Raw genomic sequence first — 18,025 nt, 5'->3', positions numbered from 1 at the left:
ATGATTTTAGAAGGGATTGAAGATTACATGTTTACATGTACTTATAAAAAATTCTTCGGCTTAGAATGTTTTGGCTGTGGCGCTCAACGCGCCACAGTTCTTTTTTTTAAAGGTGAGTTCTTTGCGGCTTTTAAAATGTACCCAGCTTTTTACTTCATCCTACTACTCCTACTTGTAGTGGTGTTTAATATCTTCATAGAGTTCAAACACGACTATCAAATTAAGATGATATTATTATATGTTACTATAGGTGTTATGGTCCTGAGTTATTTTTATAAGATTTTTTAATATGCTACATATTATTAAAAGACTTCAAATATTTACTTATATTTATAATTCTAATTCTTAAAAACCAATTAAATGGATCAACAAAAATTACCCAATTCAACACTCATTCTAGTTTTAGGAATTTTATCAATACCATTTTGCTGCTGCTATGGAGCAGGAGGAATTTTTTTGGCAATCATCGCACTTGTAATGGCAAAAAAAGCTACCGCCTTATATATGGAAGCTCCAGAACAATATTCTGGATTTAAAAATGTAAAAACAGGAAAAATTTTAGCCTATATAGGATTAGCCTTATCTCTAATAATGTTAATTCTAATGCTTTTCTTATCAGATGAGCAATTATTAGACTTTCAACAACAGCTTGAACAGTATAAGTAATACTTTTTAAATCAAATAAAAAATGCGACTCCTAGGAGTCGCATTTTTTTATTAAAATAAGTTGAGTTTATTTTTCAAATTCTTTCAACGTTTCGATAATAATAGAAACACAATCTAATAACTGGGCTTCTGTCATTACTAATGGAGGTGCAAAACGAATGATATTTCCGTGGGTAGGTTTTGCAAGTAAACCATTGTCACGCAAGCGTAAACAAATATTCCAAGCCGTATCGCTCTCTTCATCATCATTAATGACAATAGCATTAAGCAAACCGCGACCTCTTACTTGTGACGCAATAGAACTTGTCTCAATAAATTTGTTGATTTCGCTTCTAAAGATATTCCCAAGGTGATCTGCATTTTCTGCTAGTGATTCATTTTTCACAACTTCTAATGCCGCAATTGCTACTGCAGCGCCAACTGGGTTTCCACCAAAGGTAGAACCGTGTGTTCCTGGCTGTATCACATTCATAACAGCATCATTTGCTAACACCGCAGAAACTGGGTAAGCCCCGCCACTAAGTGCTTTTCCTAATATAAGAACATCAGGCTTTACATCTGGTGTGCCACTACAATCTTTCTTAGGACAAGAACAATTACCACAAGTAGCAAGTAATCTTCCTGTACGAGCGATTCCTGTTTGTACTTCATCAGCGATAAACAATACATTGTGTTTTTCACATAATGCTTTTGCTTTAATTAAATAATCATCAGAAGGAACATATACTCCTGCTTCCCCTTGGATAGGTTCTACTAAGAATCCAGCAATATTTTTTGAACTTTCAAAAGCTTTTTCTAATGCTTCAAAGTTGTCATATGCTACTTTAATGAATCCCTTTGTATATGGACCAAAGTTTTTACGAGCCACTTGGTCGTTTGAAAAAGAAATAATTGTTGTGGTTCTTCCGTGGAAATTATTCTCACAAACAACAATTTCTGCTTCATTCTCTGCGATTCCCTTTACTTCATATGCCCATTTTCTACAAAGCTTTAATGCCGTCTCAACAGCTTCTGCCCCCGTATTCATCGGTAACAACTTATCAAATTTAAAATACTCGGCTGCATATTTTTCGTACTTACCTAACACGTCATTATGAAAAGCACGAGATGTTAATGTAAGTGTTTGCGCTTGCTCATTCATTGCATTGACAATCTTTGGATGACAATGCCCTTGGTTTACTGCAGAATAAGCAGAAAGAAAATCGTAATATTTTTTACCTTCAACATCCCAAACATAAACACCTTCTCCCCTGTTTAAAACTACAGGTAATGGATGATAGTTGTGTGCGCCGTATTTGTTCTCAACAGCAATAGCTTCTTCTGATTTTGTTAATTGTGTAACTGACATAATAATGTATTTAAATAATGTACTGAAGTATTCCTTCTTATGGGAGAGAAATCATCCGTCTGCAAATTACTAAAAATAGCGGAGACTTTTTTATCTGTCCTAAGCGAAATGCCCTTCTAATGTTATATTTTTGCTGTAATGGCAAGAAAAAAAACCAATCGTATAATTTTAGAAGATCTGCTCGTTATAGACGCAGGCGCTAAAGGGAAATCTGTAGCAAAAGCAGCAGATGGAAGAGTAGTCTTTATTAATAATGCTGTACCGGGCGATGTCGCGACAATACAGACTACAAAAAAGAGAAAGGCCTATTTTGAAGGAACCGCAATTTCATTTTCAAAATTATCAGACAAGCGCGTAGCGCCAACTTGTGAGCACTTTGGGACTTGTGGTGGCTGTAAATGGCAGCATATGGGCTACGAGCATCAGCTTTTTTACAAACAAAAAGAAGTAGAAAATAACTTAAAGCGTTTGGGGAAAATTGAAATTCCAGAATTAACGCCCATTAAGGCTGCTCAAGAACAATACTTCTATCGTAATAAAATGGAATTCTCATTTAGCGATAATAAATGGCTTACACTAGATCAAATAAAAAGTGAAGAAGTCATCGCTAATAAAAATGCCTTAGGATTTCATATTCCTGGAATGTGGGATAAAATTCTAGATTTAAACAAATGTCATTTACAACAAGACCCTAGTAATGCTATTAGAGATTTTGTGAAGATGAAAGCGCAAGAACTAGAGATCCCATTTTATAATGTGCGAAATCAAAGTGGTGTATTAAGAACCCTAATGATTAGAACTGCAAGCACCAACCAGATTATGGTGTTGGTACAGTTATTTGAGGATACTGATAAGCGTGTTGCTTTGTTTGAAGCACTTAAAGAACAATTTCCTGAAATCACATCATTACTATATGTCATCAATAATAAAGGAAATGACACTATTTATGATCAAGACGTATTGCACTATGCTGGCGAAGATCATATTATGGAAGAAATGGAAGGACTTACCTTTAAGATTAATGCAAAATCATTTTATCAAACAAATAGTGAGCAAGCCTATGAACTATACAAAATCACAAGAGATTTTGCTGGCCTCACTGGTGAAGAACTTGTTTATGATTTATATACAGGAACAGGAACCATCGCTCAGTTTGTAGCCAAAAATGCTAAAAAGGTAATCGGTGTTGAGTCTGTTCCAGATGCCATCACTGCTGCAAAAGAAAACGCAAAACGCAACGGTATCACAAACACAGAATTCTATGTAGGCGATATGAAAGCCGTCTTTAATGAAGATTTTGTAAACACACATGGAGAAGCAGATGTGGTGATTACAGACCCTCCTAGAGATGGGATGCACAAAGATGTGGTTCAACAGCTCATTAATCTTAATGCAGCAAAAATTGTGTACGTAAGTTGCAATAGTGCAACACAAGCAAGAGATCTTGCGTTATTAGATGAAACGTATAAAGTTACAAGAGTTCAACCCGTAGATATGTTCCCCCAAACTTTCCACGTAGAGAACGTAGTGCTTCTAGAAAGACGATAAATGAAATTTTTAAAACTCTGGCCACACTTAGCGCTCGCTCTGGTTATTTTTATAACCGGATGCACCCGCGATGACATTTGTGATCCAGGAGAAGCCACTACCCCGCTTTTGATTATCACGTTTAAAGACTTTTTAAACCGTGATGAAGCAAAGCAAGTAGTTGGTCTTTCTGTGATAGGCGACTATACGCCTGAGGTTACTATTCTTACAAGCGCTACAACAGACTCCATCGCGATCCCCATGAGGACTGCTGCAGATAACACACAGTACCAACTTATAAGAGCGGCGACAGATACCAGTGCAGAAATCATAGATGTATATCTTGCGGCGTATGCACGTGAAGATGTTTACATTAACAGAGCCTGCAGTTATAAAACTATATTTAATAATGTAGCCTTCAGCAAAAATACGACAGATTCAGACAACGATCCTGCAACGTGGATTCTTGATGTTGTCATAAACCAAACCAATGTAACGGATGAAAACCAAAGCCATATTACTATCTATCATTAGTATAGTTTGCGCTTCATTCACCACAATGGCGCAAGAAACTGAACCTGTAGATACGTTACAAACTAAAATTAAGCACGGCCTCCGTTTAGGACTCGATGCCGCAAAACCATTGCGGTCTTTAATTGACAATGACTATAGTGGGTTTCAGGTATTAGCAGATTTTAGATATAACAAAAACATGTACCTCGCCGCAGAATTGGGCAGCGAGACAAAAAAATATTACGAGCAAAATCTAAATGCTATTACCTCTGGGAGCTATGCTAAAATAGGGGTCAATTTTAATTCGCATAAAAACTGGCTCGGCCTACACAACAGCATTTACACGGGATTGCGATATGGTTTTGCCACGTATAGTCAAGAGCTCCTCGCCTATCGCGTATATATTATCGATCAAAACTTTCCTGGAAATACCGTATTAGTAAATCAAAAATTTAGTGGATTAAAAGCCCATTGGTTAGAATTACAACTAGGTTTTAAGTCTGAAATTGCAAAAAACCTATATATAGATCTTCATTTTGAATTAAAGCGAAAGCTGGAAGCAGACCTTCCTGATGGCTTCGGAAATATTTATATCCCGGGGTTTAATCAAGTAAACGACTTTAGCGAGTTTGGTGTAGGCTATGGGTATTCTCTTTCTTATTTGATTCCTTTATTTGAGAAATACCCTTAAAGGAATTTAAGAATCATCCAGTAATGTGACGCGCTTCCTGCCATCACAAATAAATGCCAGATGACGTGATTGTATTTTAATTTGTTCCAGACATAGAACACAATCCCTCCTGTATAAAAGGCCCCTCCGGCCATCAATAAATCGATTCCCTCTTGTGGCATTGCCATTCGTAGTTCAGAAAAATCGAAAATAATAAGCCAGCCCATTACCACATAAAGTATAAGTGATAGCACTTCAAATCTACCTGTAAAGAATATTTTAAGCACGAGACCAATACTTGCAATCCCCCAGACTGCAAAGAATAAATACCATCCCAAAGAATGAGATAACCCCATTAGTAAAACAGGAGTGTATGTGCCTGCGATTAAAAAGTAGATGCTAATGTGGTCTAAAACGCGAAGCTTAAACTTTAACCTACTGTCTTTTGCAGCGTGGTATAGTGAAGAAACTAGATATAGCGTGATCAAACTAGCCCCAAAGACACATATAGCTATAACCGTAGTGGTAGACGATTCAGAATATTTAAGAAGTAATACAATGGATCCTACGATGCTCGCTAGGAATCCCGCTCCATGAGTTATGACGTTCCACAGCTCTTCGTTCTTGGTTTGTACTCTCACCTAGTCGTAATCATTCTTGCTGGCTTTCTTGCTACCCTCATAGATATCATAGCGCACAAATTTACTCTCTAATTGTGCGTTAAAAAGTTTTACTTTTCTGGAAGGTCTGAGGCCAACACTCTTAAGTGCTTCGAGATTTGAAGTAATCATCCAAGCTTGTGTATCTGGATAGCCACGTTTTAGGGTGTTACCAATCTGGCTGTAAAAATGCTCAATATTATCAATGCTCAAACGCTCATCATAGGGCGGGTTAAACATCATATAAAGCGATCGTTCGCTTTCTTTTTTAGTTTCAAAAAAATCTGCTTGCTCAAATGTGATAAACTCATCTAGGTTCGCATTTTTCACATTCTGCTTGGCTTTACTAAGCGCAACGCCGTCCTTATCTGATGCGTAAATTTTAAAATGATAGTCCTTTATTTTCTTCAGTGCTGCATTTTCAATAAGCTCATAAAGCTCCACGTCAAAATCAAGCCAAGTCTCAAAACCAAATTCGTCTTTATTTAAATTAGGTGGAATATTACAGGCGATCATCGCTGCTTCTGCCACGATGGTCCCACTACCGCACATAGGATCCATAAAGTCGCACTGTCCGCTCCAGCCAGAAAGCATAATCATACCCGCTGCAAGCACTTCGTTGATAGGTGCCAGCGTAGCTTCTGTTTTATAGCCTCTCTTATGTAGAGATGATCCAGAACTATCTAAAGAGATGGTGCAGATATTTCTGTCAATATGAATATTGATTCTAAGGGTAGGATGATCCAGATCAACATCTGGACGCACGCCTTCCTTTTCTCTAAACCGATCTACAATAGCATCTTTGGTTTTTAGGGCAATATATTGTGAGTGTGTAAACTCTTTAGAATGAACAGTGGCGTCAACGGCTAGACTTCCTTTTGACTCCATGTATTTTTCCCAGGGGATGGCTTTTACTTTATTGTAGATATCATCTTCTGTAAAAACATTAAAGCCAGTAATTGGTTTTAAAATTTTAATAGCCGTTCTACAGCATAAGTTTGCCTTATACATAAAGCCTGTGTCGCCTTCAAAAGAAACCATTCTTACTCCAATTTCAACATTGGAGGCTCCAAGTTTTCTTAATTCTTGCGCTAATACTTCTTCAAGACCATACAAAGTCTTGGCTACCATTTTAAAATTTTGTTCCATATTCATTTCCTGAGAAGGCAGGAACCTTACAATACTAAAGTGAATAAAAAAATAACAAGGAGAAGTACTTTAGTAAAGGCGCAAAAATACAGTATTTTTGACCCTCCATAAAACAAGCATGCAAAAAGAAACAGAAAATTGGTACAGCTCGTGGTTTGATAGCCCTTATTATCATATCCTTTATAAGAATAGAGATACGGAGGAAGCTGTGCTGTTTATGAAAAATCTTAGCTCCTATCTTGACTTAAGAAAAAACGCAGATATTTTAGATCTTGCCTGTGGTAGAGGACGTCACTCAAAAACATTACATACTTTAGGCTATCACGTTACTGGTGTTGACTTGTCAACATCAAACATTGATTTTGCCAAGCAATTTGAAGAAGATGGATTGCATTTTTTTGAGCAGGATATGCGTGTTCCGCTTGCACAGCAATTTGATGCTGTTGTTAATTTATTTACGAGTTTTGGATACTTTGAAGACGAAGCAGATAATTATAGAACGATAGATGCGATTGTAAAACAATTAAAACCAACGGGCTATGGGGTTATAGATTTCCTAAATGTAGCGCTTATAAAAGCGCAACTGGTAGAGAAAGAGGTGAAGGTAATTGATGGAATTTCGTTTTCAATACACCGTGACTTAGTTGATGGTTATATTGTAAAGAATATTTCATTTACAGCTGCTGGTATTCCCTATTCTTTTACGGAAAAAGTGAAAGCCTTACGCCTTACAGATTTTACAAATTATATAGAACAAGCTGGTGCCAAAATTAAAGACGTTTTTGGAAATTATGAATTAGCCCCTTTTAAGGAGGACATTTCAGAAAGATTAATTATTATTTTTAAGATATGAAATACGCCGTTTTAATTATCGCGGTCCTTTTGGGCTATATCGTAGCTTCTGTTTTTACCAAAAACAAGGTCAAGCATATTTCTCTTTACCTCGCTTTTAGTGGAGCCTTTTTGTTATCTGTGACACTCTTTGAGTTATTACCTGAAGTTTTTGAAAATCTAGAAGGTAACCCTGGGCTTTATATTATGGGCGGTATCTTGATACAAATAGGACTAGAATATTTTTCTAGAGGTGCAGAACACGGGCATGTGCATCTTTCAACAGATAAGCGGGCCTTCCCATTAGTACTCCTTATAAGTTTATCGATACACGCTTTAATAGAAGGCTTCCCTATTTCTCATGCTAATAATTTACTTTGGGGGATTGTGATTCATAAAATACCTGTGGCTATTGTGCTCTCTTTTTTCTTTATAAAAGCCAAATACTCAAAAACAACGACCCTTATTTTTCTCACCATCTTTGCGGCAATGACTCCTTTAGGCACTTTACTTATGGATGTGAGCCCAATGTTGTACACCTACCAATTTGAGATAGCTGCCATTGCGATTGGGATATTCTTACATGTCTCCACGACCATTCTTTTTGAGAGTAGTAAAGATCATAGTTTTAACCTATCTAAGGTGCTCGTTATTTTATTTGCTGTGGTTCTTGCGTACTTTCTTTAGTCTACGTAATTTCTTAGAGACACAAAATTTCTTCAGTCACTATTATACCATATACTTGACGGGAGTCACGTAGTTGTTATTTCTGAAGTAAGAGCGCTGCTGTGCTTCTTCATCGATGTTCCTTGTTGTGATTCACTCCTGCGTTAGCTTTATTCATTGAAACTCATCCTATAGGTTCTATAGTATGCTAGTGCATTCCGGTTAGAGCAGGTATTAATAAGCATGCAAAGACAGCGCTTCTTCTAGGCTTATTACCAGTGTAGCATAATCAATATATCAAGGATGCGACTTTCTAAGTGCCACAAGACAATCGTCGTGTGGATATACTTTTATCTTATGAATAAAATAATACCGCATAAAAAAAGGCATTGCTTTCGCAACGCCTTTTAGTAATTATAAGAGATTAAAGATTATTTCTTAATCAACCTTTTAGTAATAGAACCGGCATCTGTAGTTACTTGTACAAAATACAATGCACTACCTAAGCTAGACATATCTAATTGGTAGGTGTTCAAACCATCAATTGAAATAGTATGTACTACTCTTCCTTGAATATCTGTAACAACTACATTGTGAACTAAAGCTCTTGGTGAAACAATGTTTACAATACCGTCTGTTGGGTTAGGAGATAAAACTACCGCATTAAGGTTAGCTTCATTGTTTGCTAACACATTACGATCTACAAACTGTAGTGTGAATCTATTGTTAAATGTTCCCATTTCACTTGTAAACCCATAATCACCTTCATTTAAGTTAGTTACGACTCCAACTACGTTGTCTACTAAATAGATAGTAGTGTCTGTCATCGCATCACCGTCAAAATCTGATAGTGATACTCTGTATGAGCTAGCTGTATTAATTTGAGATGCGAAGCCCATTGGGATTTGCATAGCAACATCAAATGCTTCTCTAGATTGAATACTGAATCCTGTTTCAAGATCCCCATCTATGTGAGAGAAAATAGATACTGATGTACTTAACTTATAGTTATCATACTGACGATCATAACCAGCAGTCGCTGCATCTGTAAAACCAACCAGCGTAGAAGCTCCTAAATCAAATTCTGTATTCTCAATATGTAGCCATACTCTGTTTCTATCTTCTTCTGAAGTACGTAATGTCGTATTTCCATTTGTAGATCTCATAGCGTTATTAAATGTAGCTGTTCCAGCTGCACTTGCAAATACTCCAAACCCTTGTGAAGTAGCTATAATTCCATTTGGTGCTATACCAGTGCCAGAAGCTGCTGCTATACCTCCCAACAGATTATATGCAGATACATCGTCATTATTGTAATTAGGTCCAGTTCCATTAGGTCCTGGTACACCCGCCATTGGCGCGTCACCGTGCTCCCAAAAATATACAGCATCAATTTGTGGGTTAGTTCCGATAAAGAAGAATGCATTTAAACCAGAAGCATAAGGGTTAGATAACATATTAGGGCTCCCTACTTGAGTACCATTATAGTGCAATGGTTGTGTAATTACACCGCTATTCAAATCTCCAGTATTGTAGTCATATGTAAACTGACCACCAACACCATTATAACTATCTTGAGAGAACACTAGATAACCAGCACCAGGCGTTAAAGCACCAGTTACAAGCTCATTCCAGTCATCAAGATTGTCATCAGCAAAATTGTATGTCGCTGTAACAGCAGAATTAGGAATAAAGTTTGCAGGTGTATGATCCTGAACATTATATCCAGCAGCCCAAACATCTTCTCTAGCTTCACCAGTCATAGGAGATCCTAAGATTTGGAAATCTCGTGAATCTAGCATTGGACTTACTGTTGTAACGGTTGTTGTACCAGAACCTGACATAGCACCAGCATCATCTACTTGAACTACATTTCCTGTATGCTCTACCGTTAGCACTCCATTATTAGTAATGTTAAATTGTGCACTTACAAAACTAAGAGCCGAAACTATTAGTTCGCCATTAGCTGTTACTCTAATAGCACACGCATCAATATTTCCATCAGTTGCTGTTACGTATACATCATCTATAATAGCTTGTACTGCATCTGTAGGAGCTCCATCAGACCAACCTGTACTAGACCATGTAGTTGCAGATGCGCAATCAGAAGTAAGAGCTAAGTTCCAAGTAAAAATATCTTTAGCTGAAGTATATCTATCTCTCCATCTTACTAATATTTCTTGACCAGCAATTACATCAAATATTACTTGACTAGCGTAATTATTACCAAGACCTGTAGCACACTCATCATCGTTAAATTCGATAATATTAAGATCTGTACAGTTATCATATATTTCTAGCATTGAATCTGCTCCACCATTACAAGAATTAATATCCAATGAACCATCCGCAGTTGCAGTATATATAAACCATAAAAAATCATTGCTATTGCCAGGATTAGCGTCATCAATTTGTGATGTATAAGTTCCTTCTGTAACAACAGTGGCTGAAGCACAGTCTACCCCTCCATCATCTAAAGCAGCAGTAGTATAAGACCATATTGGACATCCCGTAGCATCACCTCCTGCATTAGTAGGAACAACCTGCCAGTAATATGTAGCAGAAGGTTGCACACCATTAATACCCTGAAATTCTGCCGTAGGACTAATAAGTAAATTTAAAGCCGCTGGATCTGTACCAAAGTAGAAATCGTAAGCAACTGCAGATCCTCCAGTAGAAGGTGCATCCCATGTATGAATTACGATTCCAGACATAACGTCTGTTGCAGTATCACCAGGCATAGGTGTAGATGCACATCCAGGAATTTCTGTTTGAGTCCAAGCAAAAGCAGGAGACCAATCACTAAAAAGAATTGTAAATGGAGCTACACTACAATCTGTACGAACTCTAAAGGTATACTCACCATCCACTGTTAAACCAGTTAACATAGTAGAAGTTGTTGCTGATGTCCCTGGCGTTACAGTACCTGTAGCCACTTCTGTAACTTCATATTCATAAGCTTCTACCTCTGGCGTTTCAGGGTCATTCCAAGAAATAGTTGCATTACCCCCTGTAACTCCAGTAACAGACAGTGTGTCTGGTATTTGACAAGATGGTATAGCCGCACAAGCTACAACCTCAAATGTATCTATAGACATATCTCCTGTCCAAGCACCAGTACCAGTATGGCTAAACTCAATGTAAAGATTACCACCAGTAAACGCAGTTACATCTGCACCTACTTGTAACCAATCTCCAGTAGCAGCTGGCTGTATTTGTCCATCCCAAGTAAAAATATTGGTAAATGGCCCAGTTGCTGTAGTAGCGGCACCTACATTTAATGTTCCCATAGCAGCACCATAGGCGTGCATATAAAACGTTAATTCTGCTTCTTTACCTGCAGCAATTGCATTTAAATCAATTAATGGTGAAACAGCTGAAGCTGTATCCATACTAGTTCCAGCCTCATAGTACATGTAAGCGCCACCTGCATCTTGAGCATCTGTTGGTCCAGTATTACCAGAAGGAGTAGATTCAGTCTCTCCCAGAAACCACATTCCTGTAGGTCCGTTTGAAGTAGTGTTAAAATCTCCTGTCCATCCACCCATAGCGTCCATCGCGTCTGCGTATTGCGAAGTACTTTGATTTCCCAATGTACAATTTACACCGGCCGGTCCAGCAGGAAGTGATTTTGTTGTAAATGAGTTAATCAAACAACCGGCAGCATCTCCTATTTCATTTTTAGGTACTATTTGCCAGTAATAAAGTGTTTCTAAATCTAGACCTGTTAGACTTACAGATGTTCCTTGTACATTACCAATATTAAGAAGAGCAGCAGAGTCTTCACCAAAATACACATCATAAGATGCAGCTGTACCTCCTGTTGTAGGAACGTCCCAAGTAAAACTTACACTTGTAGACACTTCTGTTGCAGCATCCGCTGGCATAAAATTAGATGCACACCCAGGTACATTAAGTACTTGAGACCAAGTCGCTACAGCTGAGAAATTAGACTCATCCCCAGGACCACAAACTGCCTTTACATAAATTTCATACTCATTATTCTCTATTAATCCCATTAAAGTAAAAGGATTTGTAGTAGCATTACCATTTGCCACACCAGTAGTAACTTCACCTAACGTAAGGTTCACTAACTCATAATCATAATTATTTACTGCCATTGGATTGTTATCTGTAAACGTAACATCTGCCATGTCTGTAGCTATATTAATAATAGCTACATCAGATGGATCTAGACAAGAAGGCGGTGCTGCACACGTGAATGTCATATTTAATTCAGTGTATGGACCACCTGCACCATCAGAACAACTCCAAGAGCCGTCTGCGTCTGACCAAATAGAAATAACCCCTGTTGTGGATTCCGCAGTTGCTCCTGTCACATCTCCTGTTCCAGTATATAAAAGATTCCCTGATCTATCAGCAGTATCATAAACTTCAACAGCATCACAACATGACTCAAGATCTCCAGCATTAAAGGTAACAGTAATATAATCACCTGTTGTATCTACGGCTACTTCAGCTATTTGGTTAACACCATTATCGTAGCAAGCTGAAACTGTATCTCCACATCCAGGACTCGTTGTAAAAGTAACTGCAGATGCGTAGTCTGTAGTACAATCTGGGCTAATTAAAAAATCATACGCTGTAGCAGAGGTTAATCCTGTAAAAGAAACTGTAAGTCCAGTTTCTCCAGATCCAGAGGCTATAACTCCAACGCCTTGAGCGTTACCAGCTGGAACAGCTTCCCAGTCATAACTTACAGCTCCATTGGCTGCATCCCATGTTGCCGTAGCACCAGAGGTTGTAATATTTGACATTGTTGCAATAGCGCTTCCACAAGAAGGTGGAGCACATGTTGAAACAGATGTATCTGTGACAAAAACTCCATCTACCGGAGCCCCAGTGGAATATAAACTGGTGCCATCAGGACCCGTTAGTGTTATTCCAATTTCATTATCAAAGATACCACCGGTGAATGTGAAAGTGACAAGGTCTCCAGTGTAGGATGGTATTGTTACTGAATTGAAAGTTCCGGCGGCTACAGTGAAATTGCTAGTTACACCAGCAACATCGATATCGATGCTTGCTCCATTCCATCCATCTCCCCAGGAATCTGTTCCAGAAAGAGTGTAATCACACTGTGCCTTTGCAGAAAACATTGCAAATATGCATAATAACGTAAGTAGTAATTTTTTCATAGTAATTTAGTTAAAGAAGTGTTTATAATTAGGTCTATTAGCTCTATTTATGATAAGATTGTGAATTTAATAAAAGAAAGATGCTAATTAGACAAATGATGCACTTATTCGATATACGGCTCAATAATCTGTTTATGTGTCTAACTTATAAGTTAATTTTGCAGGAATACTTTTAACCATTTTATAGATTTTATAAAATGCTAACTTACGAGTAATAAGTCCAGAGGTTGTTCATTTATTTTTTCACGCAGTTAACAACAAAAGGAGTTTATTGATTACAGCCACAACTGGGGGAAAAAGCAAGGATTTTCTTTGAAATACACAAATAGTCTACAAAGTGAAGAAATCTTAATTTTATGAACTGCCATATTTAGTGCTATTAGATAGATCTGCGAGGTGTTTTACCAGTTTTACATCTATAACAAAACTGAAAAAACGCTTGCCTTTCACATCCTGTACTTGTGAGCCTGCTTGTTGTTCATTGCGAGATTTGCAAAATGAGATAGCCTCAATTATGTGACATTTTAACTGTGCCCCCCTTGATCGCTCTTCTTCCTTTGCTTTATAAGATACTTTATACATACACTGAAATCCTGGTAGCTTATTTCACGACGGTGCATAAATAAAGGCCTTACTTTCGCAACGCTTTTATAAATAGTCAATAAGGAATAAGATTATTTCTTAGTTATTATATTTGAGGAACCAATGTCTGGAGCTATGCTCACAAGATAGACCACAGTAATTACACTTTTCGCGTCTATAAAACAGGTGCAAAAACCAATAATAGCGATGTTATTATAACACCTCTTCCAATATTTGTAAGAAATATAATGTAAACAAAAGGTCTTTGCATATGCTACATTATCTTCTAAAGAACAAGATCATGTTTTTATTCTGAATTAATCCCTGTTTGGATAAATAGGTCACTACGTGGAACATCTTCTATTGAAGATTATATAAATTCAAGCTTGCGATGAAATTTTAAGTATAATCAATATACTTTTTTAGTATTTCTCTGTATTTATTTTTAAAATAATATACTATACTAAAAAGCACTTTTTTCGTTTCTAAATACGTGCTATTCATTATCATGGGTTGATTAGTATTGAGCTCTTGCAATAATCAGAATAAAGTGAAGCATACTGACCTAGATATTCCGCAACAAGTAAAAACATCAACTGTTAATTTATTTGAAGAAAATGAACCAAACTCTTCAGGTATCCATTTTGTCAATCATAATAAGAAGAACAAAGATTTTAACTATTATCAATACGCGTAGTTTTATAATAGCGGCGCTGCCGGGGCTGTTTTCAATAATGATCGCTTAATGAACTTATTTTTTACAGTAAATGTAACTCCCAATAGTTTGTATCTTACTAAAGGAGCTTTTAAATTTCAAGATATATCATCTATACCAAATTTAAATTCTCAAGCAAGAGATTGAGCTCCGGGAGTAACCATCGTTAACATAAATAATGAGGAATTTCAAGATATATTTTTATCTAGATCTAGGCGGTGTAAAATTAGGAGACCAAAAATTTACGTAATCTCTTATTTGTGAATAATGACGATCTCACGTTTACAGAAAGAGGAACTGAATATGGTTTTAATAATTTATCAAGAAGGAGCAAGGCTTATTTTTTCGTAAAGATAATGATGGTTGGCAGGGTTTATATGTTGCCAATGATTATTATAAACCCTATGGTATATTACTAAATAATCGTAACGGAACATTTAAAAGTATTGCAGCCATTAATAATGAAGGCCTCCTAGATATTTTTAATTCTGAAATGTGAGGTAAGGTGATTTATTTAAAAAGTGAATCTAGCCTCAACGAATACAGAAGTATATGCTAGGTTTATATCCATTGGGCGTCATTATAAGGATATGCATAAGAGTCTTCAAATAAATTATGGTTATCTATTTCCATCCTATAATAATGTTATAAAACACTTATATTTACCTATATCTAATACGTTTATATGACAAAAAAAACTCAAAATATTTTTATTCACATACCAAAAACAGGCGGAACAACTATAAATTGTGCTATGAATAATAGTGAGTGGCAAACTTCCCCAGATTTTAATTATCGGCATATAAATTATGAGACAAAAAGATCTAATGCTGCAGATATATTTAATCCATTAAAACACAATCTGTATGCAGAATACTCTATTTTTATGTTATTAAGACATCCTGTTGATAGGTTACTTTCAGAATATTCATTTATTAAAACGAGGCCAGAGTTTATGTCACTTATTAAACCTGTCCCAAAAGATTTTAACAGCTACATAAAAAGTAAGCAAACTCAAAATTACATGATCGGTTTTTTATTAGGCAAGAGAATGTATGATACAGATTATGTCACAGAAGATGATATGACATTAGTGAAAAATACGATAAGAAACTTAAATATTAGGGTAGGTATTTTTGAGCAATATGAAGCATCGCTATCCTATTTCAGCAACTTTTCAAACTTAAAGTGGCCTAAAAGTATTGACATTAAAAGAATCACACTAAATAGACCTTCAGTTACTGAAATATCAGAAGAAGTAAAAAAGCTAATTTTAAAGAACAATGCGTTAGATCTTGAATTGTATAATTATGCGCTTGGTCTTTTTAACGAAAAAGTTGCTGGCATTTCAAAAAAGAAAATTGCTTTTAAAGGAGACAAGTATGACTATGTCCTAAAGTTTACCCAACGTTTTAATTTACTAGAAACTACTTTGACAAGCTTGGACTTCTTAAAAACAAATACATTGTTCTTTGAAAAGTTAAACGATCATCTCCATCATAACTTAAGGATAAAAGACGGAAAAAATTATGTGGAGCTTTGGAATAAAGCCTTTATAGACTCTTTAAATATTAACTGTTCTGAAACAACATTAGCTAAAGATATTTTAAATACTGTCACTAGTGAAGATCCATTAGAGAAAAACATTCAAATAGGAAATTGTATAAACAGAAGCTTTAAGCCTACTTCAAAAAACATAGCTTTATTTAAAAACAAATTATCTTTAGATACAACTACAATTAAGACTAAAACTAAAAAATTTAAATGGTTTTAAATTTTTCAAACAATAAAGTCATTGCTATTGTTATATTTAAAGGGACCTGATTTTTTCACTTGTTCATTTGCAAATTTATTTTTTATATACTCATATAATTTAAAATCATAGTTGTTAGATTTTAATATTTGTGTTTTTAAATTATCATCTACAAATAATTGATATTCAATTGGAGTTCTTTTTCTAATTACCACTCTTTTCTTCAATTTAATGGTAGTCAATGATTGAAATTTAATTAGAAAGTCACTATAGTTTTCAGTTAAACCGCACTCAATAGATAGTTCTTCAATACTATTAATTATCTTATTAAAATCTTTGAGCGTAACTGGTTTAGGATCGGCTATTTTTCTTCCTAGAAGAAATTTTATTTGATAATTATGAGTATGCGGAAATTTATTATACGCTTCAAGCGTATTAGGAAGTGGGCTTAATTTTGAAATAATTGCTGCATTTTTATTCCCATTTTTACCATTTAACAAATGATATTGAAAAGTAAATTCAGAAACTAACCTATCTAAGGGGTGCCTAATTAGCATAAAAATTAAAAAATTATTTTTGAACTCAGAATGCCTATTTACATCAAATATTTCTGGTGTTTGAAATACGCGATTCAAATTGCTGAAATCTATATGGCTAATTTTTACATTACCAATTTGATCAATTATATGAGAAGGTAAATTTTGATCTTCTTTAGAAATTTTTATAGAATCTTTTAATAAGCCTACAAACGTAGATCCACCAGTTTTAGGAACGTGCAAAAATATCGCATCTTTCTTAGATGTATTTTTTCTAGTAAATAAATTAAGCATAAAATTAAACAATTAACGTATTACTTCTACCACCAGCCCAAGCACTTCATCTGAAGTATTAACAACAGTGTGACAATAATTAACAGGTATAAAAACAATATCTTTAGGTGATTGAATACATTCATAAACTTCATCTACCTTAGATGACAATTTAGAATAGTCTTTTTTAAACCAATCTTTGGCATGTGTTCCTGGCGGATATGACTTATAAGTTTTCATCATCATTGCATACCCTTTTGATGAAATTGTTCTATCTGCATCAAACATTACCCATCTTTTTTCACCCTCCCTGAGTATATTAAAAGCATCCCTATGCACATGTGGTAATGTACCGGCATCCTTAACAGAATGATAAAAGAAAAAGCGGTGAATACTCTTTTTCGAAAAATACTTATTAGGAAATTTTAATCCTTTTAAAAAAAATGGAGATTTATGTGGGTCAAAATCAAGTGTCAAGGTGCTTTTTCCCTTATGAGAATTAAAATAATTCGCCAATGTTGTCTTAATTTTAGAATGAGCAGGTCTAGAATCGCTAATTACAGTACAAACATAATCGCCATTATTTTTTGAAATATATTCTTTAGTCCATAATTTAATTAATGGCCAATCATGTGCTCCATTTTTTATTATTAATGGAATTCTTGGTATGAAATATTTTGAAAGAAACGTCTCTTTATTAATATCAGAATATAAAACTTCATCAATTTTAGTGATTGCTGAAACATTCGATTTTAAAAAGTCAAAAATGCCCATAGTTTATAGAAATGTTTTAATTTAGAATTAATCACAAGTTAAAAAAATAGCATTAATAAATTAAGTAACCGCTACAATTAATTTTATTTAATCATTGTAAGTAAAGAAAGAAATATAAAACTTAATTAAATCCTTAATTTAATTAAGTTTTATACCTGCACTAATACTTCTGATAATAGTATACCATAATTTCAAATTTAAGCC

The 18,025-nt window shown here is 35.4% G+C and carries 16 protein-coding genes; 9 read left to right on the top strand and 7 right to left on the bottom strand.

Annotated elements, in window-relative coordinates; translation table 11 throughout:
- Window positions 1-288 carry a DUF2752 domain-containing protein gene (locus ABXT71_RS09835; protein WP_415371142.1) on the top strand — a complete coding sequence of 96 codons (288 nt, stop codon included), beginning with the start codon at window positions 1-3 and terminating at the stop codon, window positions 286-288.
- 72 nt (window positions 289-360) lie between these two features.
- A complete protein-coding gene (locus ABXT71_RS09830; RefSeq protein ID WP_415371141.1) occupies window positions 361-666 on the top strand; it encodes a CCC motif membrane protein in 306 nt (101 codons plus the stop codon).
- A 67-nt stretch (window positions 667-733) separates the two neighbouring features.
- On the opposite strand, the gene rocD is transcribed toward ABXT71_RS09830, so the two are convergent.
- Window positions 734-2,014 carry an ornithine--oxo-acid transaminase gene (rocD, locus tag ABXT71_RS09825; protein WP_415371140.1) on the bottom strand — a complete coding sequence of 427 codons (1,281 nt, stop codon included), beginning with the start codon at window positions 2,012-2,014 and terminating at the stop codon, window positions 734-736.
- 138 nt (window positions 2,015-2,152) lie between these two features.
- Here rocD and rlmD point away from each other — a divergent pair, with 138 nt between their 5' ends.
- The 3 genes from rlmD to ABXT71_RS09810 are packed head-to-tail and all read left to right on the top strand — an operon-like array spanning window position 2,153 to window position 4,745.
- Window positions 2,153-3,562: a 23S rRNA (uracil(1939)-C(5))-methyltransferase RlmD gene (rlmD, locus tag ABXT71_RS09820; protein WP_415371139.1), complete on the top strand. Its 1,410-nt coding sequence runs from the start codon at window positions 2,153-2,155 to the stop codon at window positions 3,560-3,562.
- On the top strand, window positions 3,563-4,075 hold the full coding sequence (locus tag ABXT71_RS09815; protein ID WP_415371138.1) for a DUF6452 family protein: 513 nt from the start codon (window positions 3,563-3,565) through the stop codon (window positions 4,073-4,075).
- Window positions 4,041-4,745 (top strand): DUF6048 family protein, encoded by a 705-nt coding sequence (locus ABXT71_RS09810; protein WP_415371137.1) that lies wholly within the window; start codon window positions 4,041-4,043, stop codon window positions 4,743-4,745. Before ABXT71_RS09815 ends, ABXT71_RS09810 begins: the two co-directional genes overlap by 35 nt.
- Here the strand turns inward: ABXT71_RS09810 and trhA are convergent.
- Window positions 4,742-5,365 carry a PAQR family membrane homeostasis protein TrhA gene (trhA, locus tag ABXT71_RS09805; protein ID WP_415371136.1) on the bottom strand — a complete coding sequence of 208 codons (624 nt, stop codon included), beginning with the start codon at window positions 5,363-5,365 and terminating at the stop codon, window positions 4,742-4,744. The two genes, ABXT71_RS09810 and trhA, sit on opposite strands and share 4 nt — an antisense overlap.
- Window positions 5,366-6,532 (bottom strand): THUMP domain-containing class I SAM-dependent RNA methyltransferase, encoded by a 1,167-nt coding sequence (locus tag ABXT71_RS09800; RefSeq protein ID WP_415371135.1) that lies wholly within the window; start codon window positions 6,530-6,532, stop codon window positions 5,366-5,368.
- A 118-nt stretch (window positions 6,533-6,650) separates the two neighbouring features.
- Between ABXT71_RS09800 and ABXT71_RS09795 the strand changes: the two genes are divergently transcribed.
- Both ABXT71_RS09795 and ABXT71_RS09790 read left to right on the top strand, forming a co-directional pair.
- Window positions 6,651-7,385 carry a class I SAM-dependent methyltransferase gene (locus tag ABXT71_RS09795; protein WP_415371134.1) on the top strand — a complete coding sequence of 245 codons (735 nt, stop codon included), beginning with the start codon at window positions 6,651-6,653 and terminating at the stop codon, window positions 7,383-7,385.
- Window positions 7,382-8,050, top strand: a complete 669-nt coding sequence (locus ABXT71_RS09790) for a ZIP family metal transporter (protein ID WP_415371133.1) — start codon at window positions 7,382-7,384, stop codon at window positions 8,048-8,050. Before ABXT71_RS09795 ends, ABXT71_RS09790 begins: the two co-directional genes overlap by 4 nt.
- A 410-nt stretch (window positions 8,051-8,460) precedes the next feature.
- Here the strand turns inward: ABXT71_RS09790 and ABXT71_RS09785 are convergent, their stop codons facing one another.
- On the bottom strand, window positions 8,461-13,188 hold the full coding sequence (locus tag ABXT71_RS09785) for a fibronectin type III domain-containing protein (RefSeq protein WP_415371132.1): 4,728 nt from the start codon (window positions 13,186-13,188) through the stop codon (window positions 8,461-8,463).
- 354 nt (window positions 13,189-13,542) lie between these two features.
- Window positions 13,543-13,770 carry a hypothetical protein gene (locus ABXT71_RS09780; RefSeq protein WP_415371131.1) on the bottom strand — a complete coding sequence of 76 codons (228 nt, stop codon included), beginning with the start codon at window positions 13,768-13,770 and terminating at the stop codon, window positions 13,543-13,545.
- Window positions 13,771-14,320: 550 nt separating this feature from the next.
- On the opposite strand from ABXT71_RS09780, the gene ABXT71_RS09775 reads away from it, so the two are divergent.
- Both ABXT71_RS09775 and ABXT71_RS09770 read left to right on the top strand, forming a co-directional pair.
- Window positions 14,321-14,467: a hypothetical protein gene (locus ABXT71_RS09775; protein WP_415371130.1), complete on the top strand. Its 147-nt coding sequence runs from the start codon at window positions 14,321-14,323 to the stop codon at window positions 14,465-14,467.
- A 703-nt stretch (window positions 14,468-15,170) separates the two neighbouring features.
- Window positions 15,171-16,259: a sulfotransferase family 2 domain-containing protein gene (locus ABXT71_RS09770; RefSeq protein WP_415371129.1), complete on the top strand. Its 1,089-nt coding sequence runs from the start codon at window positions 15,171-15,173 to the stop codon at window positions 16,257-16,259.
- Window positions 16,260-16,264: 5 nt separating this feature from the next.
- Here the strand turns inward: ABXT71_RS09770 and ABXT71_RS09765 are convergent, their stop codons facing one another.
- Both ABXT71_RS09765 and ABXT71_RS09760 read right to left on the bottom strand, forming a co-directional pair.
- Complete coding sequence (locus tag ABXT71_RS09765; protein WP_415371128.1) at window positions 16,265-17,068, bottom strand: sulfotransferase family 2 domain-containing protein; 804 nt, start codon at window positions 17,066-17,068, stop codon at window positions 16,265-16,267.
- A 12-nt stretch (window positions 17,069-17,080) separates the two neighbouring features.
- Window positions 17,081-17,821, bottom strand: coding sequence for a hypothetical protein (locus ABXT71_RS09760; protein ID WP_415371127.1), 741 nt, complete (start codon window positions 17,819-17,821; stop codon window positions 17,081-17,083).
- Between the last annotated feature and the right edge of the window lie 204 nt (window positions 17,822-18,025).

The organism is Patiriisocius sp. Uisw_047 (assembly GCF_047730165.1).
In the GTDB taxonomy this organism is placed as follows: Bacteria; Bacteroidota; Bacteroidia; order Flavobacteriales; family Flavobacteriaceae; genus Patiriisocius.
This window is presented reverse-complemented; position numbering and strand designations above follow the sequence as displayed.

Bases quoted from the DNA above. Each gene is read 5' to 3' on its own strand.
- ABXT71_RS09835 (WP_415371142.1), top strand. From the start codon at position 1: ATGATTTTAGAAGGGATTGAAGATTACATGTTTACATGTACTTATAAA.
- ABXT71_RS09830 (WP_415371141.1), top strand. From the start codon at position 361: ATGGATCAACAAAAATTACCCAATTCAACACTCATTCTAGTTTTAGGA.
- rocD (WP_415371140.1), bottom strand. From the start codon at position 2,014: ATGTCAGTTACACAATTAACAAAATCAGAAGAAGCTATTGCTGTTGAG.
- rlmD (WP_415371139.1), top strand. From the start codon at position 2,153: ATGGCAAGAAAAAAAACCAATCGTATAATTTTAGAAGATCTGCTCGTT.
- ABXT71_RS09815 (WP_415371138.1), top strand. From the start codon at position 3,563: ATGAAATTTTTAAAACTCTGGCCACACTTAGCGCTCGCTCTGGTTATT.
- ABXT71_RS09810 (WP_415371137.1), top strand. From the start codon at position 4,041: ATGAAAACCAAAGCCATATTACTATCTATCATTAGTATAGTTTGCGCT.
- ABXT71_RS09800 (WP_415371135.1), bottom strand. From the start codon at position 6,532: ATGGAACAAAATTTTAAAATGGTAGCCAAGACTTTGTATGGTCTTGAA.
- ABXT71_RS09795 (WP_415371134.1), top strand. From the start codon at position 6,651: ATGCAAAAAGAAACAGAAAATTGGTACAGCTCGTGGTTTGATAGCCCT.
- ABXT71_RS09790 (WP_415371133.1), top strand. From the start codon at position 7,382: ATGAAATACGCCGTTTTAATTATCGCGGTCCTTTTGGGCTATATCGTA.
- ABXT71_RS09785 (WP_415371132.1), bottom strand. From the start codon at position 13,188: ATGAAAAAATTACTACTTACGTTATTATGCATATTTGCAATGTTTTCT.
- ABXT71_RS09780 (WP_415371131.1), bottom strand. From the start codon at position 13,770: ATGTATAAAGTATCTTATAAAGCAAAGGAAGAAGAGCGATCAAGGGGG.
- ABXT71_RS09770 (WP_415371129.1), top strand. From the start codon at position 15,171: ATGACAAAAAAAACTCAAAATATTTTTATTCACATACCAAAAACAGGC.
- ABXT71_RS09765 (WP_415371128.1), bottom strand. From the start codon at position 17,068: ATGCTTAATTTATTTACTAGAAAAAATACATCTAAGAAAGATGCGATA.
- ABXT71_RS09760 (WP_415371127.1), bottom strand. From the start codon at position 17,821: ATGGGCATTTTTGACTTTTTAAAATCGAATGTTTCAGCAATCACTAAA.